Source organism: Chitinophaga sp. 01L420 (assembly GCF_056399985.1).
Window position 1 is genome coordinate 209,044 of sequence record NZ_JBFTSK010000003.1, and the last position, 23,738, is coordinate 232,781.

The 23,738-nt window shown below is 42.7% G+C and carries 22 protein-coding genes; 15 read left to right on the plus strand and 7 right to left on the minus strand.

What is annotated here, in order from left to right; translation table 11 throughout:
• Window positions 1-222: 222 nt before the first annotated feature.
• Window positions 223-675 carry an Hsp20/alpha crystallin family protein gene (locus AC1DP6_RS04840; protein WP_477053815.1) on the minus strand — a complete coding sequence of 151 codons (453 nt, stop codon included), beginning with the start codon at window positions 673-675 and terminating at the stop codon, window positions 223-225.
• A 237-nt stretch (window positions 676-912) separates the two neighbouring features.
• On the opposite strand from AC1DP6_RS04840, the gene AC1DP6_RS04845 reads away from it, so the two are divergent.
• From AC1DP6_RS04845 to AC1DP6_RS04915, 15 genes are all read left to right on the plus strand, one after another.
• Window positions 913-1,326 (plus strand): BrxA/BrxB family bacilliredoxin, encoded by a 414-nt coding sequence (locus AC1DP6_RS04845; protein ID WP_133811681.1) that lies wholly within the window; start codon window positions 913-915, stop codon window positions 1,324-1,326.
• A gap of 127 nt (window positions 1,327-1,453) precedes the next feature.
• Complete coding sequence (locus tag AC1DP6_RS04850) at window positions 1,454-2,773, plus strand: prolipoprotein diacylglyceryl transferase (RefSeq protein ID WP_477053816.1); 1,320 nt, start codon at window positions 1,454-1,456, stop codon at window positions 2,771-2,773.
• Between the two features lie 9 nt (window positions 2,774-2,782).
• Entirely contained in the window at window positions 2,783-3,214 is a 432-nt protein-coding gene (locus tag AC1DP6_RS04855) for a hemerythrin domain-containing protein (RefSeq protein ID WP_477053817.1), read from the plus strand.
• A 169-nt stretch (window positions 3,215-3,383) separates the two neighbouring features.
• On the plus strand, window positions 3,384-4,319 hold the full coding sequence (locus AC1DP6_RS04860; protein WP_477053818.1) for a DUF2167 domain-containing protein: 936 nt from the start codon (window positions 3,384-3,386) through the stop codon (window positions 4,317-4,319).
• 332 nt (window positions 4,320-4,651) lie between these two features.
• On the plus strand, window positions 4,652-7,129 hold the full coding sequence (locus AC1DP6_RS04865; protein ID WP_477053819.1) for a TonB-dependent receptor domain-containing protein: 2,478 nt from the start codon (window positions 4,652-4,654) through the stop codon (window positions 7,127-7,129).
• Window positions 7,130-7,466: 337 nt separating this feature from the next.
• A complete protein-coding gene (locus tag AC1DP6_RS04870) occupies window positions 7,467-8,033 on the plus strand; it encodes an RNA polymerase sigma factor (protein WP_477053820.1) in 567 nt (188 codons plus the stop codon).
• Complete coding sequence (locus AC1DP6_RS04875; protein ID WP_477026238.1) at window positions 8,033-8,590, plus strand: hypothetical protein; 558 nt, start codon at window positions 8,033-8,035, stop codon at window positions 8,588-8,590. Before AC1DP6_RS04870 ends, AC1DP6_RS04875 begins: the two co-directional genes overlap by 1 nt.
• On the plus strand, window positions 8,574-9,659 hold the full coding sequence (locus AC1DP6_RS04880) for a hypothetical protein (RefSeq protein WP_477053821.1): 1,086 nt from the start codon (window positions 8,574-8,576) through the stop codon (window positions 9,657-9,659). The genes AC1DP6_RS04875 and AC1DP6_RS04880 overlap by 17 nt, the downstream gene beginning before the upstream one ends.
• Before the next feature lie 41 nt (window positions 9,660-9,700).
• Window positions 9,701-10,435 carry a head GIN domain-containing protein gene (locus tag AC1DP6_RS04885; protein WP_477053822.1) on the plus strand — a complete coding sequence of 245 codons (735 nt, stop codon included), beginning with the start codon at window positions 9,701-9,703 and terminating at the stop codon, window positions 10,433-10,435.
• 93 nt (window positions 10,436-10,528) lie between these two features.
• Window positions 10,529-11,020, plus strand: a complete 492-nt coding sequence (locus AC1DP6_RS04890; RefSeq protein WP_477053823.1) for a YajQ family cyclic di-GMP-binding protein — start codon at window positions 10,529-10,531, stop codon at window positions 11,018-11,020.
• Window positions 11,021-11,095: 75 nt separating this feature from the next.
• Complete coding sequence (locus AC1DP6_RS04895; protein ID WP_079473370.1) at window positions 11,096-11,347, plus strand: type B 50S ribosomal protein L31; 252 nt, start codon at window positions 11,096-11,098, stop codon at window positions 11,345-11,347.
• Between the two features lie 69 nt (window positions 11,348-11,416).
• Window positions 11,417-12,595 (plus strand): putative sugar nucleotidyl transferase, encoded by a 1,179-nt coding sequence (locus AC1DP6_RS04900; RefSeq protein WP_477053824.1) that lies wholly within the window; start codon window positions 11,417-11,419, stop codon window positions 12,593-12,595.
• A 13-nt stretch (window positions 12,596-12,608) separates the two neighbouring features.
• A complete protein-coding gene (tpiA, locus tag AC1DP6_RS04905; RefSeq protein ID WP_477026243.1) occupies window positions 12,609-13,370 on the plus strand; it encodes a triose-phosphate isomerase in 762 nt (253 codons plus the stop codon).
• 135 nt (window positions 13,371-13,505) lie between these two features.
• Window positions 13,506-14,102, plus strand: coding sequence for a 2'-5' RNA ligase family protein (locus tag AC1DP6_RS04910; RefSeq protein WP_477053825.1), 597 nt, complete (start codon window positions 13,506-13,508; stop codon window positions 14,100-14,102).
• Between the two features lie 449 nt (window positions 14,103-14,551).
• A complete protein-coding gene (locus tag AC1DP6_RS04915) occupies window positions 14,552-14,839 on the plus strand; it encodes an acylphosphatase (RefSeq protein WP_331961360.1) in 288 nt (95 codons plus the stop codon).
• 346 nt (window positions 14,840-15,185) lie between these two features.
• Here the strand turns inward: AC1DP6_RS04915 and AC1DP6_RS04920 are convergent, their stop codons facing one another.
• The 6 genes from AC1DP6_RS04920 to AC1DP6_RS04945 form a co-directional block, all read right to left on the minus strand.
• Window positions 15,186-16,313, minus strand: a complete 1,128-nt coding sequence (locus tag AC1DP6_RS04920) for a C1 family peptidase (RefSeq protein WP_477053826.1) — start codon at window positions 16,311-16,313, stop codon at window positions 15,186-15,188.
• A gap of 113 nt (window positions 16,314-16,426) precedes the next feature.
• The gene (locus tag AC1DP6_RS04925; protein ID WP_477053827.1) at window positions 16,427-18,805 is read right to left on the minus strand and encodes a M56 family metallopeptidase; all 2,379 of its coding nucleotides are present in this window, start codon (window positions 18,803-18,805) and stop codon (window positions 16,427-16,429) included.
• A 10-nt stretch (window positions 18,806-18,815) separates the two neighbouring features.
• A complete protein-coding gene (locus AC1DP6_RS04930; protein WP_477053828.1) occupies window positions 18,816-19,205 on the minus strand; it encodes a BlaI/MecI/CopY family transcriptional regulator in 390 nt (129 codons plus the stop codon).
• Between the two features lie 100 nt (window positions 19,206-19,305).
• Window positions 19,306-20,271 carry a sterol desaturase family protein gene (locus tag AC1DP6_RS04935; RefSeq protein WP_477053829.1) on the minus strand — a complete coding sequence of 322 codons (966 nt, stop codon included), beginning with the start codon at window positions 20,269-20,271 and terminating at the stop codon, window positions 19,306-19,308.
• A gap of 24 nt (window positions 20,272-20,295) precedes the next feature.
• The gene (locus AC1DP6_RS04940; protein ID WP_477053830.1) at window positions 20,296-21,162 is read right to left on the minus strand and encodes a DUF4249 domain-containing protein; all 867 of its coding nucleotides are present in this window, start codon (window positions 21,160-21,162) and stop codon (window positions 20,296-20,298) included.
• Between the two features lie 21 nt (window positions 21,163-21,183).
• Entirely contained in the window at window positions 21,184-23,565 is a 2,382-nt protein-coding gene (locus AC1DP6_RS04945) for a TonB-dependent receptor (protein WP_477053831.1), read from the minus strand.
• Window positions 23,566-23,738 lie beyond the last annotated feature (173 nt).

Genomic DNA, 23,738 nt, shown 5'->3' on the forward strand with positions numbered 1-23,738 from the left:
GCGTGCTTAGGAAAGCAAATTATCGTATAATAAACTATAGTAGATTCAACGTTCGTGGGAATTTTACCAGCTGTTAGCTTTTAGCTATTAGCTTTTAGGGAAATGCAGCGGAGATTGCATTAGTTGTATTCTTATAAAAAAAACAGCAAAGACCACCATATGATATATGATGATCTTCGCTGCATTTCCCTAATAGCTAAAAGCTAATGGCTAATAGCTATTTTATTCCACTACTATTTCTTTCGGAGCATCCTGTTTGTTTTCCTTTTTACCAAGGGTTACTTTCAGGACACCGTTATCATATTTTGCATTGATCTTGCCGGCATCTACCAACTCACTGATGGTAAATGAACGTTTGAAAGATTTGAAGCTAAACTCGCGACGTACTTGTTTGTCGCTATCGTTTTTAGTTTCAGCTTTCTTTTCCGCACTGATAGTGATCGCTTTTTCATCGGCGCTGATCTTAAAATCTTCTTTGGAGAAACCTGGTGCTACTACGTCCAGCAAGAAGGCTTCTGGTGTTTCAACGATATTTACCGGAGGATGTGTGGTAAAATAATCGTTGGTCAGAAAATCATCTTTCACGTATTTGTTTAATCCTCCGTTGAGGATGTCTTCAACAATTCCACCAAATGATTTAGGAAGGGGGCTGTGGTTAAATTTAATGTGTGTCATAGTTTCTATAAGTTTTTTAGTGTGAAATCAATTTTTGTTTGATATCCGGTACAGATCAAATGGGATACCATGCCGTAAAAACTGCTATTTTGTTAGTAAAAAGGTTACAGATTATGACATTGTGTCATTTGTATTGTAGTTATTATGTCAAAAAGTCTAATTACTCATCCATTTTTTTACTTTCTGGRTTCATATAATTAACTTTGTAAAAAATATAAACAGAAAAAACTATAACATATGTATCCAGCGGAATTAGTAATGCCAAGAAAGGCGGAGTTAACAGATAATGGTTTCCAGGAGTTGCTGACAGCAGATAGCGTTGACGAAACACTGAAGCAGGACGGAACTACCCTGGTAGTAATCAACTCAGTATGTGGTTGTTCTGCAGGTACTGCTCGTCCGGGCGTACTGATGGCAGTAGCACACAGCGAAAAGAAACCAGACAGGCTGACGACCAGCTTTGCAGGTTTTGATGAAGAAGCAGTAAGACAAATCCGTACTCATCTGATGCCTTACCCACCTTCTTCTCCAGCGATTGCGTTATTTAAAAATGGTGAGTTGGTGCACTTTATTGAGCGTCACATGATTGAAGGTCGTTCTGCGCAAATGATTGCTGCAAACCTGGCCGACGCTTTTGAGCAATATTGCTAAATATTCACATTTCTAAAATCCAATTTAGAAATTCGAAATTGCATCGTACTTTGGTGGTTTGATTTTCCTTTTGATTAAATTCGGCTTTGTTCATAGGAAAGTTCAGATCACCAATTTTTTTACGGCTATGTATCCTAATTTATATTACGCGTTCAGAGATCTGCTTGGCTTAGAGATTCCGGTTTTTAAAATTTTACAAACGTTTGGCTTTTTTGTGGCCATGGCCTTCCTGGCCGGCGCCTATATCCTGACGCGTGAACTGAAACGCTATGAGCAACAGGGATTACTGAAAGGTATTCCCGAGAAAGTAGTTGTAGGACTTCCTGCTACCCAGGGGGAAATTATTGGTAATGCGGTGGTAGGATTTATCATCGGATATAAGATACTGGGCATATTTTTTCAATGGGATACTGCTTCCCTTGACCTGCAATCATTTGTATTTTCCAGTCAGGGCAGCCTGATCGCCGGTATCCTGGTAGCTGCTGCTATGGCGGGGTATAAATATTATTCAAAGAAGAAACAGGCATTGTCCAAACCAGTAGAACAAACAGTGATGGTGATGCCCCATCACCGTGTACCCGACATTATCGTAATGGCGGCTATTGCCGGTTTACTCGGCGCCAAAATTTTCCATAATCTGGAAAACTGGAACGACTTTGTACAGGACCCGATTGGCGCCCTATTATCTTTCAGCGGACTGACCTTTTACGGAGGCCTGATTGTAGCAGCCATTGTGATTATCAGCTATGCCCGCAAAAAGCAATTTAATATCCGTGCACTGATAGATAGCGCGGCTCCTGCATTGATGCTGGCTTACGCCATCGGCAGGATGGGTTGTCATTTTTCAGGAGATGGCGACTGGGGAATCTATAACAGCGCCTATACAATCGATACTAATACCGGGCATACTGTGAAAATGGCGCCTGCAAACTTTACGGACGCTGCACAGAAAAATGTCGGGTTCTTTCGGCTAGCCGGGTTCGTTGAGGAACAGCATGTCAACGTTGAAAAGATACCACATGCTGCCTTTGAAAAACCAGCTGCACTGGGCTTTATGCCCGACTGGCTTTTCGCTTACGGTTATCCGCACAACGTTATTAAAGAAGGTGTGCAGATAGCTGGTTGTGATGGTCCCTATTGCAAAGTATTACCAATTGCCGTATATCCTACACCGTTATATGAGATCATTGTATGCCTGGCACTGTTTTTTGTGCTCTGGGGCATTCGTAAAAAGATAAAAATACCAGGAATAATATTTGGTATATACCTTATATTAAATGGTGTAGAAAGATTTTTTATAGAGAAGATAAGGGTAGATACCCGTTATGACATCTTCGGCTTTCATCCCACACAGGCGGAAATTATATCTACACTCCTGGTGATTGGTGGTATTATATTGATTGTCATTTACCGTAAAAATAATACTGCCACAAAAAAGCTTTCCTGATATTATTATATGCAACGTCACCCTTCTTTAGTTCCTTTGTCGCATGAGCACAAGCGCCTTTTATTTGTATGCCGCTACCTGAAAAAAGATGCAGCCCCGTACGAAGGCTTTCCACTGGAAACACAGGCCAGATTTGAATATATAGTAAAGGTATTCCAGGAACTGATGGTACCACATATCCAGAAAGAAGAATACCTCTTCGAGAAATGCGCCGGCAAAAATGCCGCTATTGACGCTATGATACGGGAATTACAGGAAGAGCACCTGGTTATTTCCCGGATGTACAGTACCCTCACGGATAGCACAGACCTGGATACTTGTATGGACATACTGGCAAACGCCCTGGAAACACATATCCGTAAAGAGGAAAGGGAGTTTTTTGAACTCTTGCAGCAGGAATTACCGGAGCTCCTGGCCGGTCTGCAACTGGAAAACCAATAAATGTATTTAACGTGCTATTGTACAGATTCAATTTTAAAACTAATTTTTCAGCAGAGTTATAGTAGCACTATCTATTTGTATTTTTAATCTGACTATTAATCGTAACCTTTTACTGGTTTATCCTTGTTTGTTGAGCTGATAAATAACCTGTGGCTATTTAATTAGAGTTATGCGTACGTTTTATTGCAGCTTTATCGCATTTTTTTGTTTGGCTATCTGCCTCAAATCCCTTGGATTATCCAGGGAAGATAGTCTGAGCAGGTATGATAAGCTGGATTCGTCTGATATTATAGTGGCATCCTTTTCTTACAAGGTGGGGGAACAGGAACTGGGACAAGGAGCTACTTTACAGGTGCCGGAAGGATTCCGTTTGCTGGATGCTGCCCAAAGCCGGTTGCTCGTAGAGTCTTTATGGGGTAATCCCGAAAATTCTAATACACTGGGCGTATTGTTGCCAGAAAGGGCAGGCCCTATGGATAAGGATTTCCGTGGATTTGTGATTTCTTTTGAGCCTTCCGGATACCTGAACGAACAGGAAGCCGGGAAGATCAATTATAGTAAACTGCTCCATGACATGAAGGAGGAGCTGAAAAATGAAAATGTATTACGCAGTCGTAAAGGCGCCGGTGTGATTACCAGCATGGACTGGGCATTCCCTCCTTATTTTGATAAAAACAATCTCACCCTGCACTGGGCCAGAATATTACATTTTGACGGAATCACTCCTCCTGTGCTTAATTATGAAGTACGACTCCTGGGTAGAAGAGGTTCCCTCTGTTTTACCGCTATTGGTAAAGCTGGCGACATCGGGAGAATCAGGAAACAATTACAGCAGATCGCTTCCCTGGCGCATTTTACCAATGGAAACGGTTATGCCGATTTTAATCCCCGTACAGACCTATCTGCCCGCTGGACGCCTGAAGAAGTGTTTATCAGCAGCAGGGTATTGTCTCCGGATAACCTCTTATTAGGCTTACGCAGTACCTTATCAATGTTGCTGGTATTCCTATGCATGGTCTTATTTATATATGCGATGCAGTTCTACCACCATCGCCGCAAGCCTACCTATCGTAAAATGATAGATTTTGATGAGCGACTGAATTAAACAGCCCTTTCCTTTACCATCTTTCTACTTTCTTATCTCCTTATAATACCGGCCATCCTGTATTAACACCGCTATTTTATATAGTGCAGGATCTCGTGCAACTTTATTTCTCCTCAATCGTCTTTTTAATCGTTCCATAGTTTTTACCATTCGTCCCTTTCTATAGACCGCTTGTGTAATGCTATGTACTGTGTAATACATAATACCGATTTTTACATCGTAGTAGTTAATCTACTGTAGTAAGTCTAACTACTGTAGTATATAAGCTAAGGTTCTAAAAAAGTATGTATTTAAAAGACCAAACAACATCTAACACTCTAAATCGCCCTTATATGAAAACAAGTTTTAAAGCTATAACATTAACAATGAGTATGTTAGCTACAGCTTTAACCTCCATGGCTCAAAATACCCCTGGCGTGGCAGGACAAGTTAACCAGGCAGGTAATAAACCTGTAGAGTTCGCTACTGTAATCTTATTAAAAGCAAAAGATTCTTCCCTGGTGAAAGGAGCCATCGCAGATATCAATGGTAAGTATGAATTTGAACAGGTAAAACAAGGTAAATACCTGATAGCGGCTGTGTCCGTTGGTATGTCCAAAGTATATAGCAAAGTATTTGATGTTGCCGGCAGCCCTGTTCGGGTACCCGCCTTGTCGCTGGAAGTTGCTTCCAAAGCATTGAAAGGCATTGATGTAACCGCACGCAGGCCATTTGTAGAGCAGAAAGCAGATAAAATGGTGGTAAACGTGGAAAGCAGCATCACCGCTTCCGGTGGCTCTGCAATGGAAGTGCTGGAAAAATCGCCAACAATTAATGTAGATAAGGATGGTAATATTTCTATGAAAGGTAAAGGTGGCGTGGTTATTATGATAGATGGCAAACCGACCAACATGACACCGGAAGATGTGGCCGAATTGCTGAAAAGTATGCCAGCTACAAATATTGATCAGATCGAGCTGATTGCCAATCCTTCCGCCAAATATGATGCAGCCGGTAACGCAGGGATCATTAACCTGAAATTAAAGAAGAATACCAGCTACGGTACTAACGGTAATGTTACCCTGGGTGGAGCTATCGGTAAATGGCCCCGCATGAACGGTGGACTAAACCTGAATCACCGGAACGAAAAGTTTAACATATTCGGCTCCTATAACTATAGTCACCGTGAGCAACAGCAGGATCTGGGCCTTTATCGCTCTATTCAGGATAATAAAGGACTCAGCGTATACGACCAGATAAACAACATGAAACAAACATCTGATTATCATGGTGTTAAAATCGGAGCAGATTATTTCATCAGCAAGGGACATACCATTGGAGTAATGGTGGATCTGGCAGACAGAACCCGTGAATTTCCTTCTTACTCCGCCACCAAAATAGGTAATGGTAAAACCGTAGATTCTATTTTATCTACCAACACCAACTACGATGCTAAATGGAGAAGAGGCGCTTATAACGTGAACTATCGTGGTATCCTGGATAGCACTGGTAAAGAACTGAACGTGGATCTGGATTATGCACGGAACACCGACAAACAGTTTAACAGTATCTATGCAATTTCCCGTGATGTAGAAGGAAAAAGAATACTTGGCGCGGATACTTCCCGTAATAACCAGCCTTCCAGCATAGAAATAAAAACTGCCAAGATTGATTACGTACACCCCCTGAAAAACCAGGCCAAGCTGGAAGCAGGTGTGAAAGTGAGCTTTGTGACTACAGATAACGATGCACGTTTTGATTCATTAAGAAGCGGCAACTGGATACTGGATGAAAACCGCTCCAATCATTTTATATATAAAGAGAATGTCAATGCTGCCTATATCAACTTCAACAAACAGTATAAGAAATTGAATGTGCAGTTAGGTTTGCGGGGAGAACAAACACATATTACCGGTAACTCCACCTCCATGCAGGGCAAGGAAAATAAGGTGGTGAAAAATGACTCCTCTTATTTTAACCTGTTCCCAAGTGCAGCGCTGACATACACCCTGAACAAAAGCAATACCCTTGGATTCAGCTATAGCCGTCGTATTGAGCGTCCAAGCTACGAAGATCTTAATCCATTTGAATTCTACCTGGACAGGTATACCAAGGAAGCAGGTAATCCAAATCTGAAACCACAATACTCCAACAACTTTGAAATCACACATACTTTCAAGGAATTCCTGATCACCTCTATAGGCTATTCACGTACAAAAGATATGATGACCAGGATCCTGGAAGCGGACGTGGATAAGTCAACAGGAGATACTTCCATTCTCCGGTATAAATACATGAATGTGGCCAATGCGGATAATTTTAACCTGAATATCTCTTTGCCAATGCCTATTACCAAATGGTGGATGAGTTTTACCACGGTATCTGTTTCCTACGGGAAATATGAAACGGTAGTAAATAATAATCCGGTAAAACTCTCTTCCGGTGGGTTCTTTGGCCGCACACAACAAACATTTACCATTAATAAAGATATGGCAGCTGAAGTCACTTACTTCTATGTTTCGCCGCAGGTAACCAATGAAGGATTATTTAGAATGAAATCTATGTCTTCACTGGATCTGGGTGTATCAAAGAAAGTATTGAAAGGTAAAGGCTCCCTGAAACTGAATGTAGCCGATGTTTTCAAAACCAATTACTTCCGGGGATCTTTTGAAAATGCCGGTAAATACACTTCTGTATCCAGTGGTCGGGATAGCCGACAGGTGAGACTGACCTTTAACTATCGTTTTGGAAACACAAACGTAAAGGCCGCCCGTACCCGTCAGACAGGATTGGAAGCAGAACAAAATCGTGTAAAACAGGGTGGCAACTAACAGCCCCCTGTCCTAAAGATGGTTTTTTAGGTATATAAAGGATGGAAAAACGTAGCCTCTCATTGGGCTGCGTTTTCCTTTCAAACTTCCGGACCTGGGATATGTTGGTTTCGTCACAGAAAAGAGGTCTTTGGTGTAATTTGATAGCAACGGACAGGGCATTAGTATAATTTTGGAAAATATTTTATACCAGATATAATCTTCATCCATCTCTATAAATAATTAATAATTAAATAGATAAGAGAGCCATAGCTGTTTTGGAGACGGGCTAAAGTCACAATAAGCCGGAAAATCCTTTCAACGACATGCAACCTTTTTTACAATTACTGTCTTTATAATGAAAGCATCAGCCACTAACTTGAATCAAACGCAAATAGCAGAGAATGTAGTAGACCGCTGCAAAAAGGGGGATGTTCGCGCATTCCRTGAATTGTACGACGCGTACGCTGCTGCTATGTATAATATCTGTCTGCGTATGACAAATAATGTGAGCGATGCGGAAGACACCTTGCAAGAGGCTTTCATCCAGGTGCACAAGCACATTCATAAACTGGAACGTGATAACAGCGTTAGTGCCTGGATTAAGCGGATCGTGGTAAATCATTGTCTGAATACACTTCGTAAAAAGAAAGTATATTTTGAAGATGTAGACGAAGTGGAAGTGATGACAGAAGAGGGAGTAGACGAAGCCCAGTTTACCTGGACCGTTGCTGCTGTAAAATCTGCCATCCATGGTTTACCGCAGGGATATCGTACCGTATTGAATCTCTATCTTTTTGAAGAGTATTCACACCGGGAAATAGCAGAAATGCTGGGTATCACCGAGTCTACCGTGAAAACGCAGTATATGCGTGCCAAAGAGAAAGTAAGGCAAATTGTAAAACAGCAAAATGTAACTCGTTAATGCCAGACAATTTTGAAAGTTTTATCCAACAGCACCGTGAAGAATTTGAGGTGCCCGGACCTTCACCAAGGGTTTGGGATGCAATGGAGAAAGAACTGAATAATCAACGCAAAGGTAGGGTAGTACAGCTTTTACAGAAAAACTGGTTTAAAGCAGCTGTCATATTAGTATTACTGGTAAATGCCGGTGCCTTGTTTTATTTTGCCAAACATAAACAGCATCAGCAGCAGGAACTGGCAGTAATAGCGCCTGAGATGCAGGAAGCAAAAGCATACTATACCTCACGTATAAACGAAAAGCTGCAGCTGATCAATGCCTATCCGGTGAATGAACTGGGACTGGACAGTGCCGCCCGTAAGGAACTTGAACTTCGCAACGATACTTATAAAGCGCTGGAAAAAGAATTAAAGAACAATCCCGGCAATGAAAGAATCCGCGCTGCACTTGTACGCTACTACCAGCTGAAGCTGGATTTACTTGACAAAATATTGGAAGAGTTGCAGCACAAACGTGTAACTCCCGCTCACACAAAAAAGCAATATGAAGCTGAGATTTAAATGCTTGTTATTCCTGTTGCTTCCGTTACTGGCACAGGCCCACAATGGAGGAACGGCTTACAAGAAAACAATCGTTAAAGATTTTACAGTAAGCGACAATGCTACTTTAAGCATTGTGAATAAATATGGTAAGATTATTTTTCATGCCTGGAACAAGAATGAAATTAAAGCTACCATTACCATTACCGGCTTCGGGAAAACAGATGAGCAGGCCCGGTCTATCGCAGAACTGGTAGATATTGACACTGATAAAAGCAGTAGCACGGCAGTATCTATGCGTACCGCTTACAGCCCTAGCAAAGGAGGTTCCAGCTGGTTTTCCTGGGGTGGTAAAATGGATTCCAAAGATTATGTGAATATTGACTACGATATATATATTCCGCAAAGTCTGCAAAAACTGGTAGTAGAGAATCAGTTCGGAGATGTGATAGCAGACAAGTTCACCTTCCCTGCCATGCTGGATATGAACTATTGTACGTTTGATATCCGGGAAGCCGAAGACCTCACCTTTAGAATCAATTACTGTGATAAAGGCAAAATCGGGAAAGCCGGTAAAGTGAATGTGAAAGGCAATTATTCTACAATACGTGCCGATAAGCTGGATGCACTCGAAACCAGCTCTAACTACAGCGAATATACGGTGGGCAAACTGGGAAGTCTGAAGATAGCCGCTAACTATGATGATTATAAAGTAGAATCGGCAGATTGGGTAGAGGGCCGTTGTACCTACTCTGATGTAAGAGTAGCCGAACTGCAGCAGGGGATGAACATGAGAATGACGTATGGAGATGTGAAGGTGCTGAAAGTGGGGAGTGGCTTTAAACAGGCTGATTTCCAGTTGACCTATTCTGACTTAAAAATGGCTTTTTCCCGCAGGCAACCACTGAGTATTCACGCAAACCTGGTCAATGGGGACCTGGATACAGGCGGACTGGAGCTGAAAAATACCGTATCTAACAAGAGAGGCTCCACGCTGAATTTTTCAGCACAGGCAGGCGGTGGGAGTGAATCATCTCCTTATATAAAAATACAGGGAACAAACTCCGATGTTAATCTTGATATTTTCTAAAATATAGCATCATTCTAAAATCTTAAAAATACAGTTACACTATGAAACGATTAGCCACGTATTTGATGATCGCGCTGCCATTGCTGTTAGCCGCCGGTGTATTTGCTTCCTTTAAACATATTACAGAGGAAAGGATCAAGGGTAATGGAAATGTGAAACAGGAATCGAGGGATGCATCTGCCTTTACAGATATCGGGACTTCTGGTGTGTATAAAGTAATTATCACACAGGGAAACACGCATAGTATCAAGATAGAAGCGGAAGAAAACCTGCTGCCTTATATTATTACAGATATTTCCGGTGGTGAGCTGAGTATCCATTCTAAAAAGGGATATAATATTCAACCTACCAAAGAGATTAAGGTATATGTCACCCTGCAGAAGGTTGATAAATTGTCTGCCAGTGGTGCGGGTGGGTTTACCAGTACTGGTGTTTTAAGCAGCGATCAGATTCGGCTGCAATTCAGCGGCGCTGCAGATGCTGATCTGGATATCAAAGTGCAATCGCTGAAAGTAGGATTATCCGGCGCCAGTAATGTAAAACTGAAAGGGAGTTCAGAAAGTGCCGAATATGGTATTTCTGGTTCAGCAGACATCGAGGCCCTGGATTTCTCTGTCAATGATGTAAAAATCGGCATTTCCGGTACCGGTAAAGCAAAGGTGTTTGCCCAGAAGAAACTGGATGTAAGCATTTCCGGTATGGGTAACGTAAAATATAAAGGAGATCCGGGCGTAACAAAGGCTATATCAGGCATGGGCCGGATCAGTAAGATTTAATAACAAGTTAGATTTAGAGTATATATGCGGCAGGTAGTTCTCTACCTGCTTTTTCTTTTTTATATTTGCTGTTCGAATATAAAATTTTTAGTTATGCCGTCCTTTGATATTGTTAGCAAAGTAGATTTACAGACACTGGATAATGCGATTAACACGGTGAAGAAAGAAATTACCAACAGGTTTGATTTCAAGGGTTCACATGTGGAAATAGAGCTGAATAAGAAAGAACTGGTGCTTAATATAGAAGTAGATAGTGACATGAAGCTGGGTCAGGTGCTGGATGTATTGGTGAGTCGCACCATGCGTCAGGGGCTGGATGCTTCTATTTACGATCTCAGCAAGGAGCCTTATCAGAGTGGGAAGGTATTTAAAAAGGAGATACCTGTGCGTAACGGGATTAAACAGGAAGATGCCAAGAAGATAGTGAAAATGATTAAAGATGCCGGATTGAAGGTACAGGTGGCCATTATGGACGATATTGTACGGGTAACCGGCAAAAAAATTGATGACTTACAGGAAGTTATACAGAAAGCGAAGGAAGCCAATCTGGGCATACCTTTGCAGTATATAAACATGAAATCCTGATTTTTTTTACGAATAATCTTTGGGTGTTAAAGAAAATTAGTTAACTTTGCACCCTGTATTTACAATAATTTTGATATGAAACAGGGAATCCATCCAGAAAGTTACAGATTTGTGATATTTAAAGATATGTCAAACGGTGAGAGCTTTTTAAGCCGCTCTACTGCTCCTTCCAAAGAAACTGCAAAGTGGGAAGACGGCAATGAGTATCCGTTGATCAAGTTGGAAATTTCCAATACTTCTCACCCTTTTTATACTGGTAAGAACGTATTGGTGGATACTGCAGGACGTATTGACAAATTCAACAAGCGCTACGCTAAGAAAGCATAGTTTCTAAGTAAAATATTTTTTAGGGAAATCCCATCGGCTTATCGATGGGATTTTCTATTTTAGCCCCTTATGGAGCGTAATTATATTCTTTTTGACACGCCCGTACGTGAACTGTTATACCCTTTTACACATACAAGGCCCATCGCCGCCTGCAGAGTAGGAATACTCACCATACAGGAGAAATGGGAACTCTGGCTGGGTACAGGAGTTAGTCATTTTACTGTACCGCATTTACAGGATAAATATCCTTTGCTGCACAAAGACGGCCAGGCTGTAAACATATTATTGAGTGGGCATATATTGCCGGATGCTGAGTTGGTAGCTGCCATTGCGGCGCTGCAACCGGATCAGGAGTTGTATAAAGACCACCAGTTACTGGCCAAAGCGGTGTTGGGCCCAGAGGTTCCCATGCTGTCGGCGGGCGACCGGAAAAATTATCCTGGAGAAGTACTGGGAATTTATAAGCCTTGGGATATCTTTGCGCTCAACGACAAAGCAATCAGGGCAGATTATAAGCTACTGACGGTCGGCCGGACATCGGCTATCTTATCACACACCAATCAACAAATCAATCATACGGATATTTTCCTGGAGCCAGGCGCTAAGGTAGAGTGCAGTGTACTCAATGCCAGCACAGGGCCTATTTATATCGGGAAGAATGCGGAAGTGATGGAAGGTTGTCTTATCCGCGGACCTTTTGCACTAGGAGAAGGGGCGGTGTTAAAAATGGGTACAAAAATATACGGGGCTACTACCCTGGGACCCTTTTCTACCGGTGGAGGTGAAATCAAAAACAGTGTAATATTTGGCTATTCCAACAAGGGGCATGATGGTTACCTGGGAGATGCTGTAATAGGAGAGTGGTGCAACCTGGGGGCTAATACTTCCTGTTCCAATCTGAAAAACAATGTATCCACTGTAAAAGTATGGATGGAAGCGCATGGGGAGGCCGTATCAGCAGGCATGAAGTGTGGGGTGCTGATGGGGGATTACAGTCGTTGCGGCATTAATACAATGTTGAATACCGGGACGGTGATAGGTGTGTCCAGCAATGTATTTGGAGCGCATTTCCCGCCTAAATTTGTGCCTTCTTTCAGCTGGGGTGACAACGATACTTACCGTTTGGAAGAAGCCCTGAAAGATGCCGGGAACTGGATGGTTTTAAAAGGACAAGCCTTGTCAGAAAAGGATAGTGAGGTATTGAAAGCGGTATATGAATTAGTAAAACAGAAAGACCTTAAAACTTAATATCACAATATTTATGAGAAAGAAAATTGTTGCAGGTAACTGGAAAATGAATCTTACGCTGGCACAGGGCGAGCAGCTGATCAATGACATTCTGCAGGCAGGACTGACATTGAAAGAAGGACAGGAAGTAGTAGTGGCTACCCCTTTTCCTTATTTGCTGAAAGCAAAGGCGTTACTGAAAAACTATCCTGGTTTTTATGTAGCCGCACAGAATTGCGCGAGTGAAAAATCAGGTGCTTATACAGGTGAAGTATCTGCTGAAATGCTGCAATCAATAGGAGTGGATTATGTGATTCTGGGTCATTCTGAGAGAAGAGAATATTTCCAGGAAAGTAATGCAGTGCTGGCAAAGAAGATCGACCAGGTACTGGCCAATGGATTGAAACCAATTTTCTGCTGTGGTGAACCACTGGAAATAAGACAGGCGGAAACACAGAACGACTATGTAGCGAAGCAACTGGAGGAGAGTCTGTTTCATCTGACAGAAGAACAATTGAAGCAGGTGGTAATTGCTTACGAACCTATCTGGGCTATTGGTACGGGTCTTACCGCCAGCTCTGCCCAGGCACAGGACATGCACGCATTCATTCGTTCACAGATTGCTAATAAATTTGGCCGTGAAGCGGCTTTACATACTTCTATTTTATACGGAGGCAGTGCCAAGCCAGGCAATGCAGCAGAGCTGTTTTCCTGCCCTGATGTAGACGGAGGCCTTATTGGTGGCGCTTCTCTGGTGGCTGCTGATTTTGTGGCGATTATAGAAAAGCTGTCATAAATAAATAATTGAGAAATACGCAGTTAGTAGAGCTGCGTATTTTTTTAGTAAAAAATGCTAAAAAAATTAGTAATTCTGAAAAAAGGTTGTATATTCGTATTGTCATTCTAACAGGGAGAATTAAAATATCAGGTTATGAATACGAATTATGAAATTTCGGAAGAGTTATTTGATTATTTATTGGTAGTGAATCCGGATGCTTTGGTGTCTAAGGACGTGACCCGTATCCGGCAGTTTGTAGCTGCGGAGTTAAACGATACAGGAATGTCAGGAGCACCGGTTCATGTGGCATTGTTCAGATCAGCCTTCCCGGAGCGTTTTCAGGAAGATTTTGTTACCATGCTGGAAGAGGTAGCGCGTAAACAGGCAGGTTTTGCCATTTACACGTCTAAAATGGATGCGTTCAGGCATGCAGATGGGCACAACAGTGTTTTCATCAATGTAGCTAACCCCAAGCCTCTGATTGAGTTGCATCGTAGTATTTTGCAGGCTTTTGAATTGAAGCCGCAGACTTTCAAGCCGCATATTATGCTGGCGAGAGGATTACAGGATGCGGAAGTCAATATGGTCATGCCATTACTGGCGCAGCAAATATTTGTACGCAGCTTTAATTGTCRTTGTTTTAGTTTGCTGAAAAGGCCTGCTGCCGGTGGAAAATACGAACGCCTAAAAGACTTTGTATTTGGAGATATTGAACACATGGTTGGTTCGTTGTTTAATTATGCTGCATAAGCAACCATAAAATTGTCTGATTCAGGGATTGCCGGGTGGTAGATTCGCAGAATTGATGGACTTGGGACGGATAAATAATTTGTTATCCCTTCCCTATATCAATGTTCATCAGTGTTTGTTTCCCTCAAGTTAACCATCCTTTCATACTGTTGCGTTGCAGTCCTTAGCTGCTATCCCAGGATGGTAGTCAGTTGCAACCGTTATTGATCCGTTAGCACCCCAATTTCATATAATGCTGCGTATCCATTATCCGGTAAACCCTGGTTCAGATTAATGTTTGTATGAATGAATCCTTTCCTCATCTTTATTCCATTCATTCCCTTTTGTAATAAGTTTTTAGTTGTTTGTATCTTAGCGGAAATTTAGAATGTTTTTTGAGAGTGTCCTTCTCCATTTGTATAACATGCAGTCAGGAATTGGGCAATTACCGCGTTAATCGAATAAAATTTATGACAACTAAGACAATTGTACACAAGGAAATTATTGTGAAAGGCCGTGTGCAGGGAGTAGGATTCAGGGCTAATGCAAAGCGTGTAGCCGATTCAATGAATGTACAGGGACAAGTAAAAAATCTGCTGGATGGAAACGTATGGATCCTGGCAGAAGCAGAAGAACAGGCAATGGAAGATTTTATTGACTGGTGCAAATCAGGGCCTGCCATGGCAGCAGTAAAGGAGCTGGAAATTACAACTGGCGACGTACAACATATTAAAGGCTTTACTATCCTTTATTCATAAATCCCTGGTCCGGTTTACAGCGGGTGTTCAGATACCTATGTCAATCAATCGCAGAGAAAAAGTTAACCGTGACCTGTTGACAACAGGCGCAAAGAAATTTAACGGGGCAATGCAACTGAATACGACCGTATAAATTTCTTTGCGCTTTCGTCATGTGATATAGTAGGTGCTTGCTATGAAACGCTGCACTATCATCGGGTGATATAATAAGTGCTTGCTGTAAAACACAACGCTTTTATCTCGTGTAATAAGCGCCTGGCATAAAACACTTATTGAAAGCTGTTGCAACCCAGGCAGCGGATACTACATGAGTGATAATACTGCAAAGTATGTTCTGTAATAAGTATTAATTAATACTGTACTTCTTCTGTAAAGACTTATCCAGCGCAGCTTTAGGTACTACTATTGTAATTGTATTCACGGCAAAATAAGCCTCTGAAACATTTACATAACCACCAAATGGACTGGAATTGGCCCCCCATGAATTTTTTACCAGGAAGAAGGTTTTACCTTTGGGTGTTTTCTCAATCCCTGTAATATGCATCAGGTGATCATCCTGTGTGATCAGTTCTTCGTATAGCTGTTGACGTGAGTCCTGTGTATAGGAAGGTTCCGCCATATCCGGATCGATGCTATCTTTTTTCGGAGAAGCACCTGGCTCAGGTAGTAAAGCAAAGCCTTTGCTGGAAGCGAATCCTCTGTTGCTCACATCTGCGTCCCATAACACCGTATAACCTTTTTGCAGTGCAGTTTCCGTAATACCAGTGAGTTCCTTTAATGGTACGTTGTAATAGGCGCCGTTAGAGAAATTATCCGGTACTTCTATGACGAAAGATTTGTAGAAAGGGTGGTGCGTAAAGGAGGTGAGAAATACGTAATCATCCGCATTGAACTTCACTACTTCTTTCGCAAAGGTTTGCGGTGTATAGGTTTTGCCGTTGTACTCAAACGAAGCAGGAGGCTGTCCCATGTAATTGTCGAGTATACCGGTAAATTGTGTCACCCAGTTATCAGGTACCGGTGAAACCTTAATGATACTATCCAGGTATTTCTTCATAGCTACCACCATCTCTCCGTGGTTGTGGGTAGTGGCGTTGCCTTTCAGCCCACTGTACACACTTTCAGGTTCTATGCCGTAGGCAGCAATAGATTGGATTACATCATGTGCCAGACCGCCTTCGTCAAAACGGGCAAAGCCCTGCCGCCGTACATAGTTTTTTGCTTTTTCTATATAAACATTACGGGCGGTAAACATTTCAGAGAGATCCAGCTCTGGCAGTCCTTTGCGCAAACATTCCGATTCTACCATAGAAGTGGATGAAAATGACCAACAGGTGCCAGTCATTCCCTGATTTTTTACCGGAGTAGCTGCGTTGATTTTCCCATTTACCAGGTTGTTGATCACTACGCTTTTTTCCTGTGCATTCGCCATGATGGCGGTAAACATGGCAAGTGTAATACAAAATGCTTTCATATACTATATCGTTAAATAATTAACCTAAAGATAAGTGAACCGCTATAATAAAAAATACCATTACCGTATGAACGGTAATGGTACGGATGCAATCTGCAATAGAATGGCAGTAATTAGTTTTCTATATCGGTATTATAAGTGTTTGAAGATCCTTTTATATTTACACGCTTTGCTTTCAGGTATTTGCTATATTTATTAGCTACTTTATCGGATTGCTTTACACCATTGATAAATAAGCCTTTATCATTTTTTTCCACGCTGTAATCCTTCTTTGTATCCAGCAGGTTGTCGGCCTCCATTCTGCGGAGCATTTCCCGGTAGCTGTCAGCAACTACTCTTTGTTCATCTGCTATTTTCCTGGCTTTGTCTGCAACATCTCTTTGTTCGGCGGCTGTCTTCCTGGCTTTGTCTGCAACATCTCTTGATTCGGCAGCTATCTTCCTGGCTTTGTCTGCAACATCCCTTTGTTCAGCGGCTACTTTCCTGGCTTGTTCTGCTGAATGCTCTTGTTCAGCGGCTTCTTTTTTGAGATCTTCTCTTGACCGGCCATTTTCTTCCCTTGTTTTGCCGGCTTCCCGTCTTGTTCTGGCAGCATCTGCCAGGGCTTCCGCTCTTTGTCTGCGTATTTCCTCCAATTGATTAGACGTGTATTCCTGTGCATTGCCAGCCATTTTGCGGGCCTCGTCAAGTTCTTTCCGCACCTGGTCACTTACATTCAGACTGGTATAAGCCTGGGTCAGATTTTTACTGATGGAAGCGAAGTCAATATTTTTCAGTGCAGCTGCTGCTTCAGCCTGGGCTTTATTAATCTGGTTCCAGTCAATATTTTTAAGGGCGGCCACGCTTTCTGCCTGTGCTTTGCGGGTTTCAGCAGACAGATTCTGCCAGTCGATATTTTTAGTAGCTGCCTGGATCTCTGCCTGTACTTTCTTCATATCTACTTCTTTTAACTGCTTCATAGCCTGTTGAACGCTGCGTTGTGCTTCCCTGATCTGTTTGCGGATCTCTTCTTTATTAACCTGCACATCATTGGTGCTATACATGTCTGTGTGGACATTGGTGTTTGTATTGACATTTACTTTTGAAGAGACCACAATGGGTGTGCTGTCTCCGATTTTATGGAAACTATAATTATAACTATAGGTTTGTGGTGCTATTGGCGTGAAGTCGGCAGACAATGCTCCGTTTAAAGGAGCTATCGGTGCCAATGGCTTCGGAGCCGGATTAGGGGCTGTCACAGGAGTTGCTGCCGGCATGATATCCGGTTTTGCAGGTGTGCTCGGTACCGGAATGGCGGGATCTGCAGTATCGATGATCACGTTATCCAACTGCTGTTTGAAACGATCGGTTCCAGCACTGGATGGCTCCACAACATAATCTATGGCCGTAGTAACATTTTTGCGTGGTACGGAATCGATATGTTGCTTTTCTGCTATTTTCTTTTGTTCAGTTTCATTGCTCTTCCCTTTGGCAGGGTTTAACCAGGCGATGGATACCAGGCCGGTGGCAATAATTAATACTGCTAAAAATTTCTGACTATAATTAAGGTGTTTAGTTTTCATTTCCATGATGCGTTTAATGCGGTGAAACAGATGTTGTTTACTATCTGCAGCAGCCATGGTAAGCCGGTTGGCGGTCAACCGGTATTGTTCCAGCGCTACCAGTGCATGCGCATATTGCAGCGGTTGTACGGTATTCGCTATTACCAGGTCATCGCAGCAGTGTTCTCTTTCTATACGGATGGTTTTGGAAATCAGCCATACAAAAGGATTAAAGAAAAGAATTGTTTCAACAATTGATTGGAAGATATTCAACAGATAATCATTGCGTTTGATATGCGCCAGTTCGTGTAGTAACACGGCTTCCAGCTGTTCTTCAGTAAGATTGTTGACCATCGCCACCGGCAACAGGATGAGGGGTTTTAAAAAGCCCAGCATAACGGGTACCTGTACATGTCTGGAGATCAACAGTTTCACCTTGCGGGGAATTTGCAGTTGAGCGGCCAGTTTATCCAGGTGCTTATCCCATGCGGCGCCCATGGGCTCTATCCTGGTAGTGCGAATCTGGTGAAGCTGAAACAGATCGGAGAACAGTTTAATGGTCATGCCAGTCATGCCCGCTATGTAGAGGGTTACCAGCAGTGGAAAACACAACTCCAGGTTGGGAAACAGCCATATCAACGGATCCTGGCTGGGATATACCGCCTGCATGGGTACAGGACCCTGCAGTGAAATATTGCCGCGAATCTGAATAATGGTTTCTCTTGCTTCCTGCAGCCGCTGTACATGCATATACAACGTAGCGAGAAACCAGGTAAAAATGCCGGAGAGTGATAAGAGTGATAAATTATATCTGATCCTCGCACCAGCCAGCGGCCAAAGTTTTAATACTATCCGCAAACAGGCATAGATAAAGAATGCCTGCCACATGGAATGAAGGATCGTCCATCCCAGGGCGCGTACAAAGTCGCCCGTAATAGGTAATAAGTTCATGGTACCAGATTTACCTGTTGTTCTTTTGTTGTTTTTCTATTGCTGACAAATACTCACGGATCTTTTCCAATTCCTCGTCTGATGATTGATGATGGCCAAGGGCCTGCATGACCAGCTGAGAAGCTKAACCACCAAAAACCGTGTCTATCATTTTATTGAGTAACTGTTCCTGTGTTTTTTGCTGTGAAACGGCGGCGGTATACACATGGGTTTTGCTGCTGGTATCGCGTTGCAACAGCGCTTTCTCATGCATAATCTGCATTAGCTTAAGTGTAGTGGTATAACCGGCATCTTTCGTTTGAGATAAGATATCATGTACCTCACGAACGGTGCTGGGGCCCTTTTCCCAGAGTACACCCAAAATTTCCAATTCACTTTCTGTAGGCCGGATCTGTTTCAAAACAATGTGTATTAATGATGATTATTGTTGTACGAATATCTTCGTAAACGAATGTACGATAGTTTTCGTAATTGCCAAATAATTTGAAGGATTATTTCTTTCAGATGCGATTTTGCTCCCGCCGCAGCTGCCTTGTCGTTTTCCTGCTGCCATCCRCACTCCAGCCCGGTGCATCAAAAATGTAATGCCATGCTTCCCGAAGGGAATGGGAATGCCGTACGTCCTGCCATATATCTAACCATTCGTGGGTGGCTATACGGAAAGGATTGTAGCTATGTATATTTTTAGTAAGACCATATACGGGTCGTTGTTTTTCCGGTGTGAAAGTTCCGAACAGGCGATCCCATATGATCAGTATGCCTGCGTGGTTGCGGTCCAGGTAATCCAGGTCAGAACCATGATGTACCCGGTGATGCGAAGGTGTGTTGAAAATATATTCTATGGGCGCCGGCAATTTATTGATGACTTCTGTATGGATCCAGAACTGGTAAATCAGGCTGATGGCCTGCATACTCATCACCATCACCGGATGAAATCCCAGTAAGGGCATCCAGAGCCAGAATGTAAATGTGCCGGTTAAGTTCCCTGTCCAGTTTTGCCGCAGGGCAGTGGCGAGGTTATATTTTTCAGAGGAATGATGGATGACATGAGAAGCCCAGAAAAACCGGATGGTATGACTGCTGCGGTGAAACCAGTAGTAACTGAAATCATCTGCAAAAAAACATAAAACCCATGCCCACCAAGTAAAGCCCAATGTAAACAACCGGAACTGGTAAAGGAAAAGATAAATCCCGAAAATGACGGCTTTCGTAAAAATACCGATGAATACATTGCCCAGTCCCATCGCAATGCTGCTGAGGGCATCTTTGGGCTCATACATATTCTTCTTATCGATAGTGGTGAAGATGATCTCCAGCAATAAGAGCAGCACAAATCCGGGAATGGCATATGTAATCAGGTCGGGAGGCATATTGTTGTAACTTTCTGCTACTGAAGTTAACGATTTTTTGGAGCTGTTGGATGGAACTTGCTTAATAAAAAAATGCAGCGGAAATTTCCGCTGCATTTTCACTAAAACTATACCTAAAACTTACTTACCAAAGCTTCGTTCCGCCCTGCTGACCGCAGAAGTGCCGAACCAGCCTAATATCCTTATTTGTCCTTTCGGGGTGGTGTTCTTTACATTACTCTTCACGTTTTCCAGCACTTTGGCAAATAACCCACCGGCATTTACCTGGGCATCTACCTGGGTCAGGAAATCATGAGCAGGATAGGTTACTGACATCAATTTTACAATCACCTTTTCTCCTTTGAGGAAGGGCTTACTGTAGTTGGTAATTCCTTCTTCTATCGGTAAAATAAACGGATCTCCATCAGAAACACCGGCATCATAAGAACCATCTATTGAGAAGTTATCTTCTAAACGTTTGATGGTATCATTGCGATAAGAGCGGATCCAGTAATAATCTACGGTATCCTTGAGATCGCGGGCATAAAACCTGGCATAGTAGCCTTCTTTACCACTGATTGATTCCTCTTTTGTTTTGAATTCGTAAGAGATAGAATCAATACGGGGTACTCTTTTGATACTGTCTAATGCTTCGAAGGTTTCTCCTTTGTATAAAATCCGCAGTTTGTACGCATGTCCTATTGCACCAATCGGCTTAGCAGTTGCGTCGTAGCTATACATTTTGTCTTTAAACAAAAACGGATAGGTAGCGCCGGTAGTCAGGTCATATAAAGTGATCTGCGCATCATCAATGATGGGAGCCGGGTTGTTATCCGTATATGGTACGGACATAGTGAACTTTATTTTCTGCAATCCGGGCTCGTTGGTAATCCACGCATCCAGCACAGGAAAAGAGGTGCCTTTCGCAATGTTCAGGTCTACCTTGTCTTCGCAGGCGGTTAAACCCGCAATGGCAGCAAATAATATGAGAAGGAATGATTTTTTCATCTGGTCTTGAATTTTGGACAATTAGAACTTAAAGTTGTACGTGATACCCGGGATAATAGAACCTATGATAGACAGGCGGGTCGCTTCACGTTGGGTTGGATCATCTTCATTTTGTTTAAAGTAGATGGTGTAAGCATTTCTGCGACCATATACGTTGTACAGTGAAAATACCCATTCTCCCTTCCAGCGTTTGAGTTGTTTGCCTTTCAGGGTCATAGACAGATCCAGGCGGTGATAAGCCGGTAAACGATAGTTATTACGCTTTTCAGTACTGTTATAAGGGATGTCCCAATCCTGGAACTCCAGTCTGTTATCTGCGAAAGTACCTGGTGTGCCGGATGCAAATACCCAGTTGGCAGACAGAGAAGTACGTTGCGTGAAGGTATGTGTTAATACGAGGTTCAGGTTGTGGGTACGATCGTAGCGGTTCAGGAACCACTCATTCATACTGATACCTGGTGTTTTTCTTTCTGTGCGTGACAGGGTGTAACTTACCCAGCCGGTAGTTTTGCCGATATCTTTTTTAACATACAGTTCCAATCCGTAAGCGCGTCCCTGTGAAGGCAGCAAATCTGCTTCGATTAACGGGTTCAGCTGCAGGTTGGCATTATCTATATAATCCACCTGGTTATCGGTTGTTTTATAAAATACTTCAGCAGATAATTCATAAGCATCGTTAGGAGCATTATAAAAATAACCTGCTGTATACTGATCCGACACCATTGGCTTGATGTTGTTGGTGCTGGGGGTCCAGATATCCAGTGGGGTAGGAGAAGCAGTATTAGACAGCTGGTGCATGAACTGGGTAGTTCTGCTGTAGGCTATTTTCACCGCATGTTCGTCTGTAAAAGCATAACGGGCGCTGATTCTGGGTTCAAAGTAGTAATATCCCTTAATCAGATCATTGTCACTATAGTCTTTCGTTCCGGTCAGCCTTTTGCGGATACCAGGGGTGGTGTCAGCATAGAAGTAAGCGGTGCTTTTGCCAAGAAACTGGTAAGCAGAAAGGCGGCCGCCGTACTGGATACCGAATTTTTTAGAGGGCTTGTACTCATGATCAATATACACCGCAGACTCGAGTGCATGTTGGTCAGACAGTTCTTTCACATGCTTGACATCACCATTCGTGCTGGTACCAGTTCCGGGTTTAAAGGTATAGTAGATACCCTGTACACCAAAATGGAGGCTGTTAGAAGAATTGATATAATAAGTGAAAGATGGTTTTAAGCCGTAGTTGATGATATTGGAAGTCCAGTCGTAGGCCTGGGAATCTTCATTGGTCTTTTTCTTGGAGTCGTTGCTGAAGGCGAGACTGTAATCATACTTACTATAATAAGTAGTCAGGTTCAGGAACAGGCGGTTGGTGAAAACGTGGTTCCAGCGAACGGTGGCAGTACTATTACCCCAGTTCATGTTCACGTCTTTTCCGAATCCGAATACATCCCTTCCGAAGTAGCCACTTACGAAGAGGGAGTTGTTTTTATTGAATTTGTAATTAGCCTTGGCAGTGATGTCGTAGAAGTTGAGTTTGGTATCTTTCATATCTCCCTTTACAAAAGGCTTCATCAGCAGATCTATATAGGATCTTCTGGCAGCCACAATGAAAGAGGCTTTATCTTTTACCAGCGGTCCTTCTACAGACAGGCGACTGAAAATATTACCGATACCACCGTTTACGGCGAAGTTTTGGTTGTTACCATCTTTCATACGTATATCCAGTACAGAAGACGTACGGCCACCATATTCAGCCGGGAATCCACCTTTAATCAGGTTCAGGCTTTTTACGGCGTCCGGATTGAACACAGAAAAGAAGCCGAGCATGTGGGTGGAGTTGTATACGGGTGCTTCATCCAGGAGGATGAGGTTTTCATCGCTGTTACCACCACGTACATTAAAGCCAGAAGCACCTTCCCCTACGGTGTTTACACCGGGGAGGGTCTGAATAGCACGCAGTACATCTACTTCACCCATGAAGGTGGGCATTTTTTTCATCTGCGCTATATCCAGTTTATTGATACTGGTATTGAGGGTATTTACGGTCCTTTCCTGTTTCTGACCGTTTACCGTTACAACATTCAGCTGGCTGCTGGTAGCTTCCAGGCTGACGTCTACAGTTGCATTCTTTTTTAGGTTGACAGTTGTTTTATAAGTTCCGTAGCCCATATAAGAAAACTGCAGTTCGTGTTCGCCTGCCGGAAGCGTGAGGGAGTAAAATCCGTATTGGTTGCTCACGGTACCAACGGAGGTGCCGGTTTTTCCAATAGAGATACCCACCAGGCTCTCTCCGTTTTGTTTGTCTTTTACATAGCCGCTTACGGTATATCGTTGCTGCTGTGCGGTTGTTGTTTGTCCTGCTAAGAGGAGAAGGAGCAGTGACAGCAACATGGTTGCCTTAGTTTTCATAAAAATTAAGTCCGTTTTATTATAATTTGCATTGCCTTTTCGAGCATGTGCATATAAGACGTGGCAAAAATATTATACCCCTACGCAAATAGATTATTTTTTTTATAAATAGAATAAAGCTACCTAAACGAAGGAATAACGCGCAAAATCGTTGTTATTTCTTCGTTTAGGTA

Excerpts from the sequence above, each read along its gene's own strand:
- AC1DP6_RS04840 (WP_477053815.1), bottom strand. The coding sequence starts at position 675 with ATGACACACATTAAATTTAACCACAGCCCCCTTCCTAAATCATTTGGT.
- AC1DP6_RS04845 (WP_133811681.1), top strand. The coding sequence starts at position 913 with ATGTATCCAGCGGAATTAGTAATGCCAAGAAAGGCGGAGTTAACAGAT.
- AC1DP6_RS04850 (WP_477053816.1), top strand. The coding sequence starts at position 1,454 with ATGTATCCTAATTTATATTACGCGTTCAGAGATCTGCTTGGCTTAGAG.
- AC1DP6_RS04855 (WP_477053817.1), top strand. The coding sequence starts at position 2,783 with ATGCAACGTCACCCTTCTTTAGTTCCTTTGTCGCATGAGCACAAGCGC.
- AC1DP6_RS04860 (WP_477053818.1), top strand. The coding sequence starts at position 3,384 with ATGCGTACGTTTTATTGCAGCTTTATCGCATTTTTTTGTTTGGCTATC.
- AC1DP6_RS04865 (WP_477053819.1), top strand. The coding sequence starts at position 4,652 with ATGAAAACAAGTTTTAAAGCTATAACATTAACAATGAGTATGTTAGCT.
- AC1DP6_RS04875 (WP_477026238.1), top strand. The coding sequence starts at position 8,033 with ATGCCAGACAATTTTGAAAGTTTTATCCAACAGCACCGTGAAGAATTT.
- AC1DP6_RS04880 (WP_477053821.1), top strand. The coding sequence starts at position 8,574 with ATGAAGCTGAGATTTAAATGCTTGTTATTCCTGTTGCTTCCGTTACTG.
- AC1DP6_RS04885 (WP_477053822.1), top strand. The coding sequence starts at position 9,701 with ATGAAACGATTAGCCACGTATTTGATGATCGCGCTGCCATTGCTGTTA.
- AC1DP6_RS04890 (WP_477053823.1), top strand. The coding sequence starts at position 10,529 with ATGCCGTCCTTTGATATTGTTAGCAAAGTAGATTTACAGACACTGGAT.
- AC1DP6_RS04895 (WP_079473370.1), top strand. The coding sequence starts at position 11,096 with ATGAAACAGGGAATCCATCCAGAAAGTTACAGATTTGTGATATTTAAA.
- AC1DP6_RS04900 (WP_477053824.1), top strand. The coding sequence starts at position 11,417 with ATGGAGCGTAATTATATTCTTTTTGACACGCCCGTACGTGAACTGTTA.
- tpiA (WP_477026243.1), top strand. The coding sequence starts at position 12,609 with ATGAGAAAGAAAATTGTTGCAGGTAACTGGAAAATGAATCTTACGCTG.
- AC1DP6_RS04915 (WP_331961360.1), top strand. The coding sequence starts at position 14,552 with ATGACAACTAAGACAATTGTACACAAGGAAATTATTGTGAAAGGCCGT.
- AC1DP6_RS04920 (WP_477053826.1), bottom strand. The coding sequence starts at position 16,313 with ATGAAAGCATTTTGTATTACACTTGCCATGTTTACCGCCATCATGGCG.
- AC1DP6_RS04925 (WP_477053827.1), bottom strand. The coding sequence starts at position 18,805 with ATGAACTTATTACCTATTACGGGCGACTTTGTACGCGCCCTGGGATGG.
- AC1DP6_RS04940 (WP_477053830.1), bottom strand. The coding sequence starts at position 21,162 with ATGAAAAAATCATTCCTTCTCATATTATTTGCTGCCATTGCGGGTTTA.
- AC1DP6_RS04945 (WP_477053831.1), bottom strand. The coding sequence starts at position 23,565 with ATGAAAACTAAGGCAACCATGTTGCTGTCACTGCTCCTTCTCCTCTTA.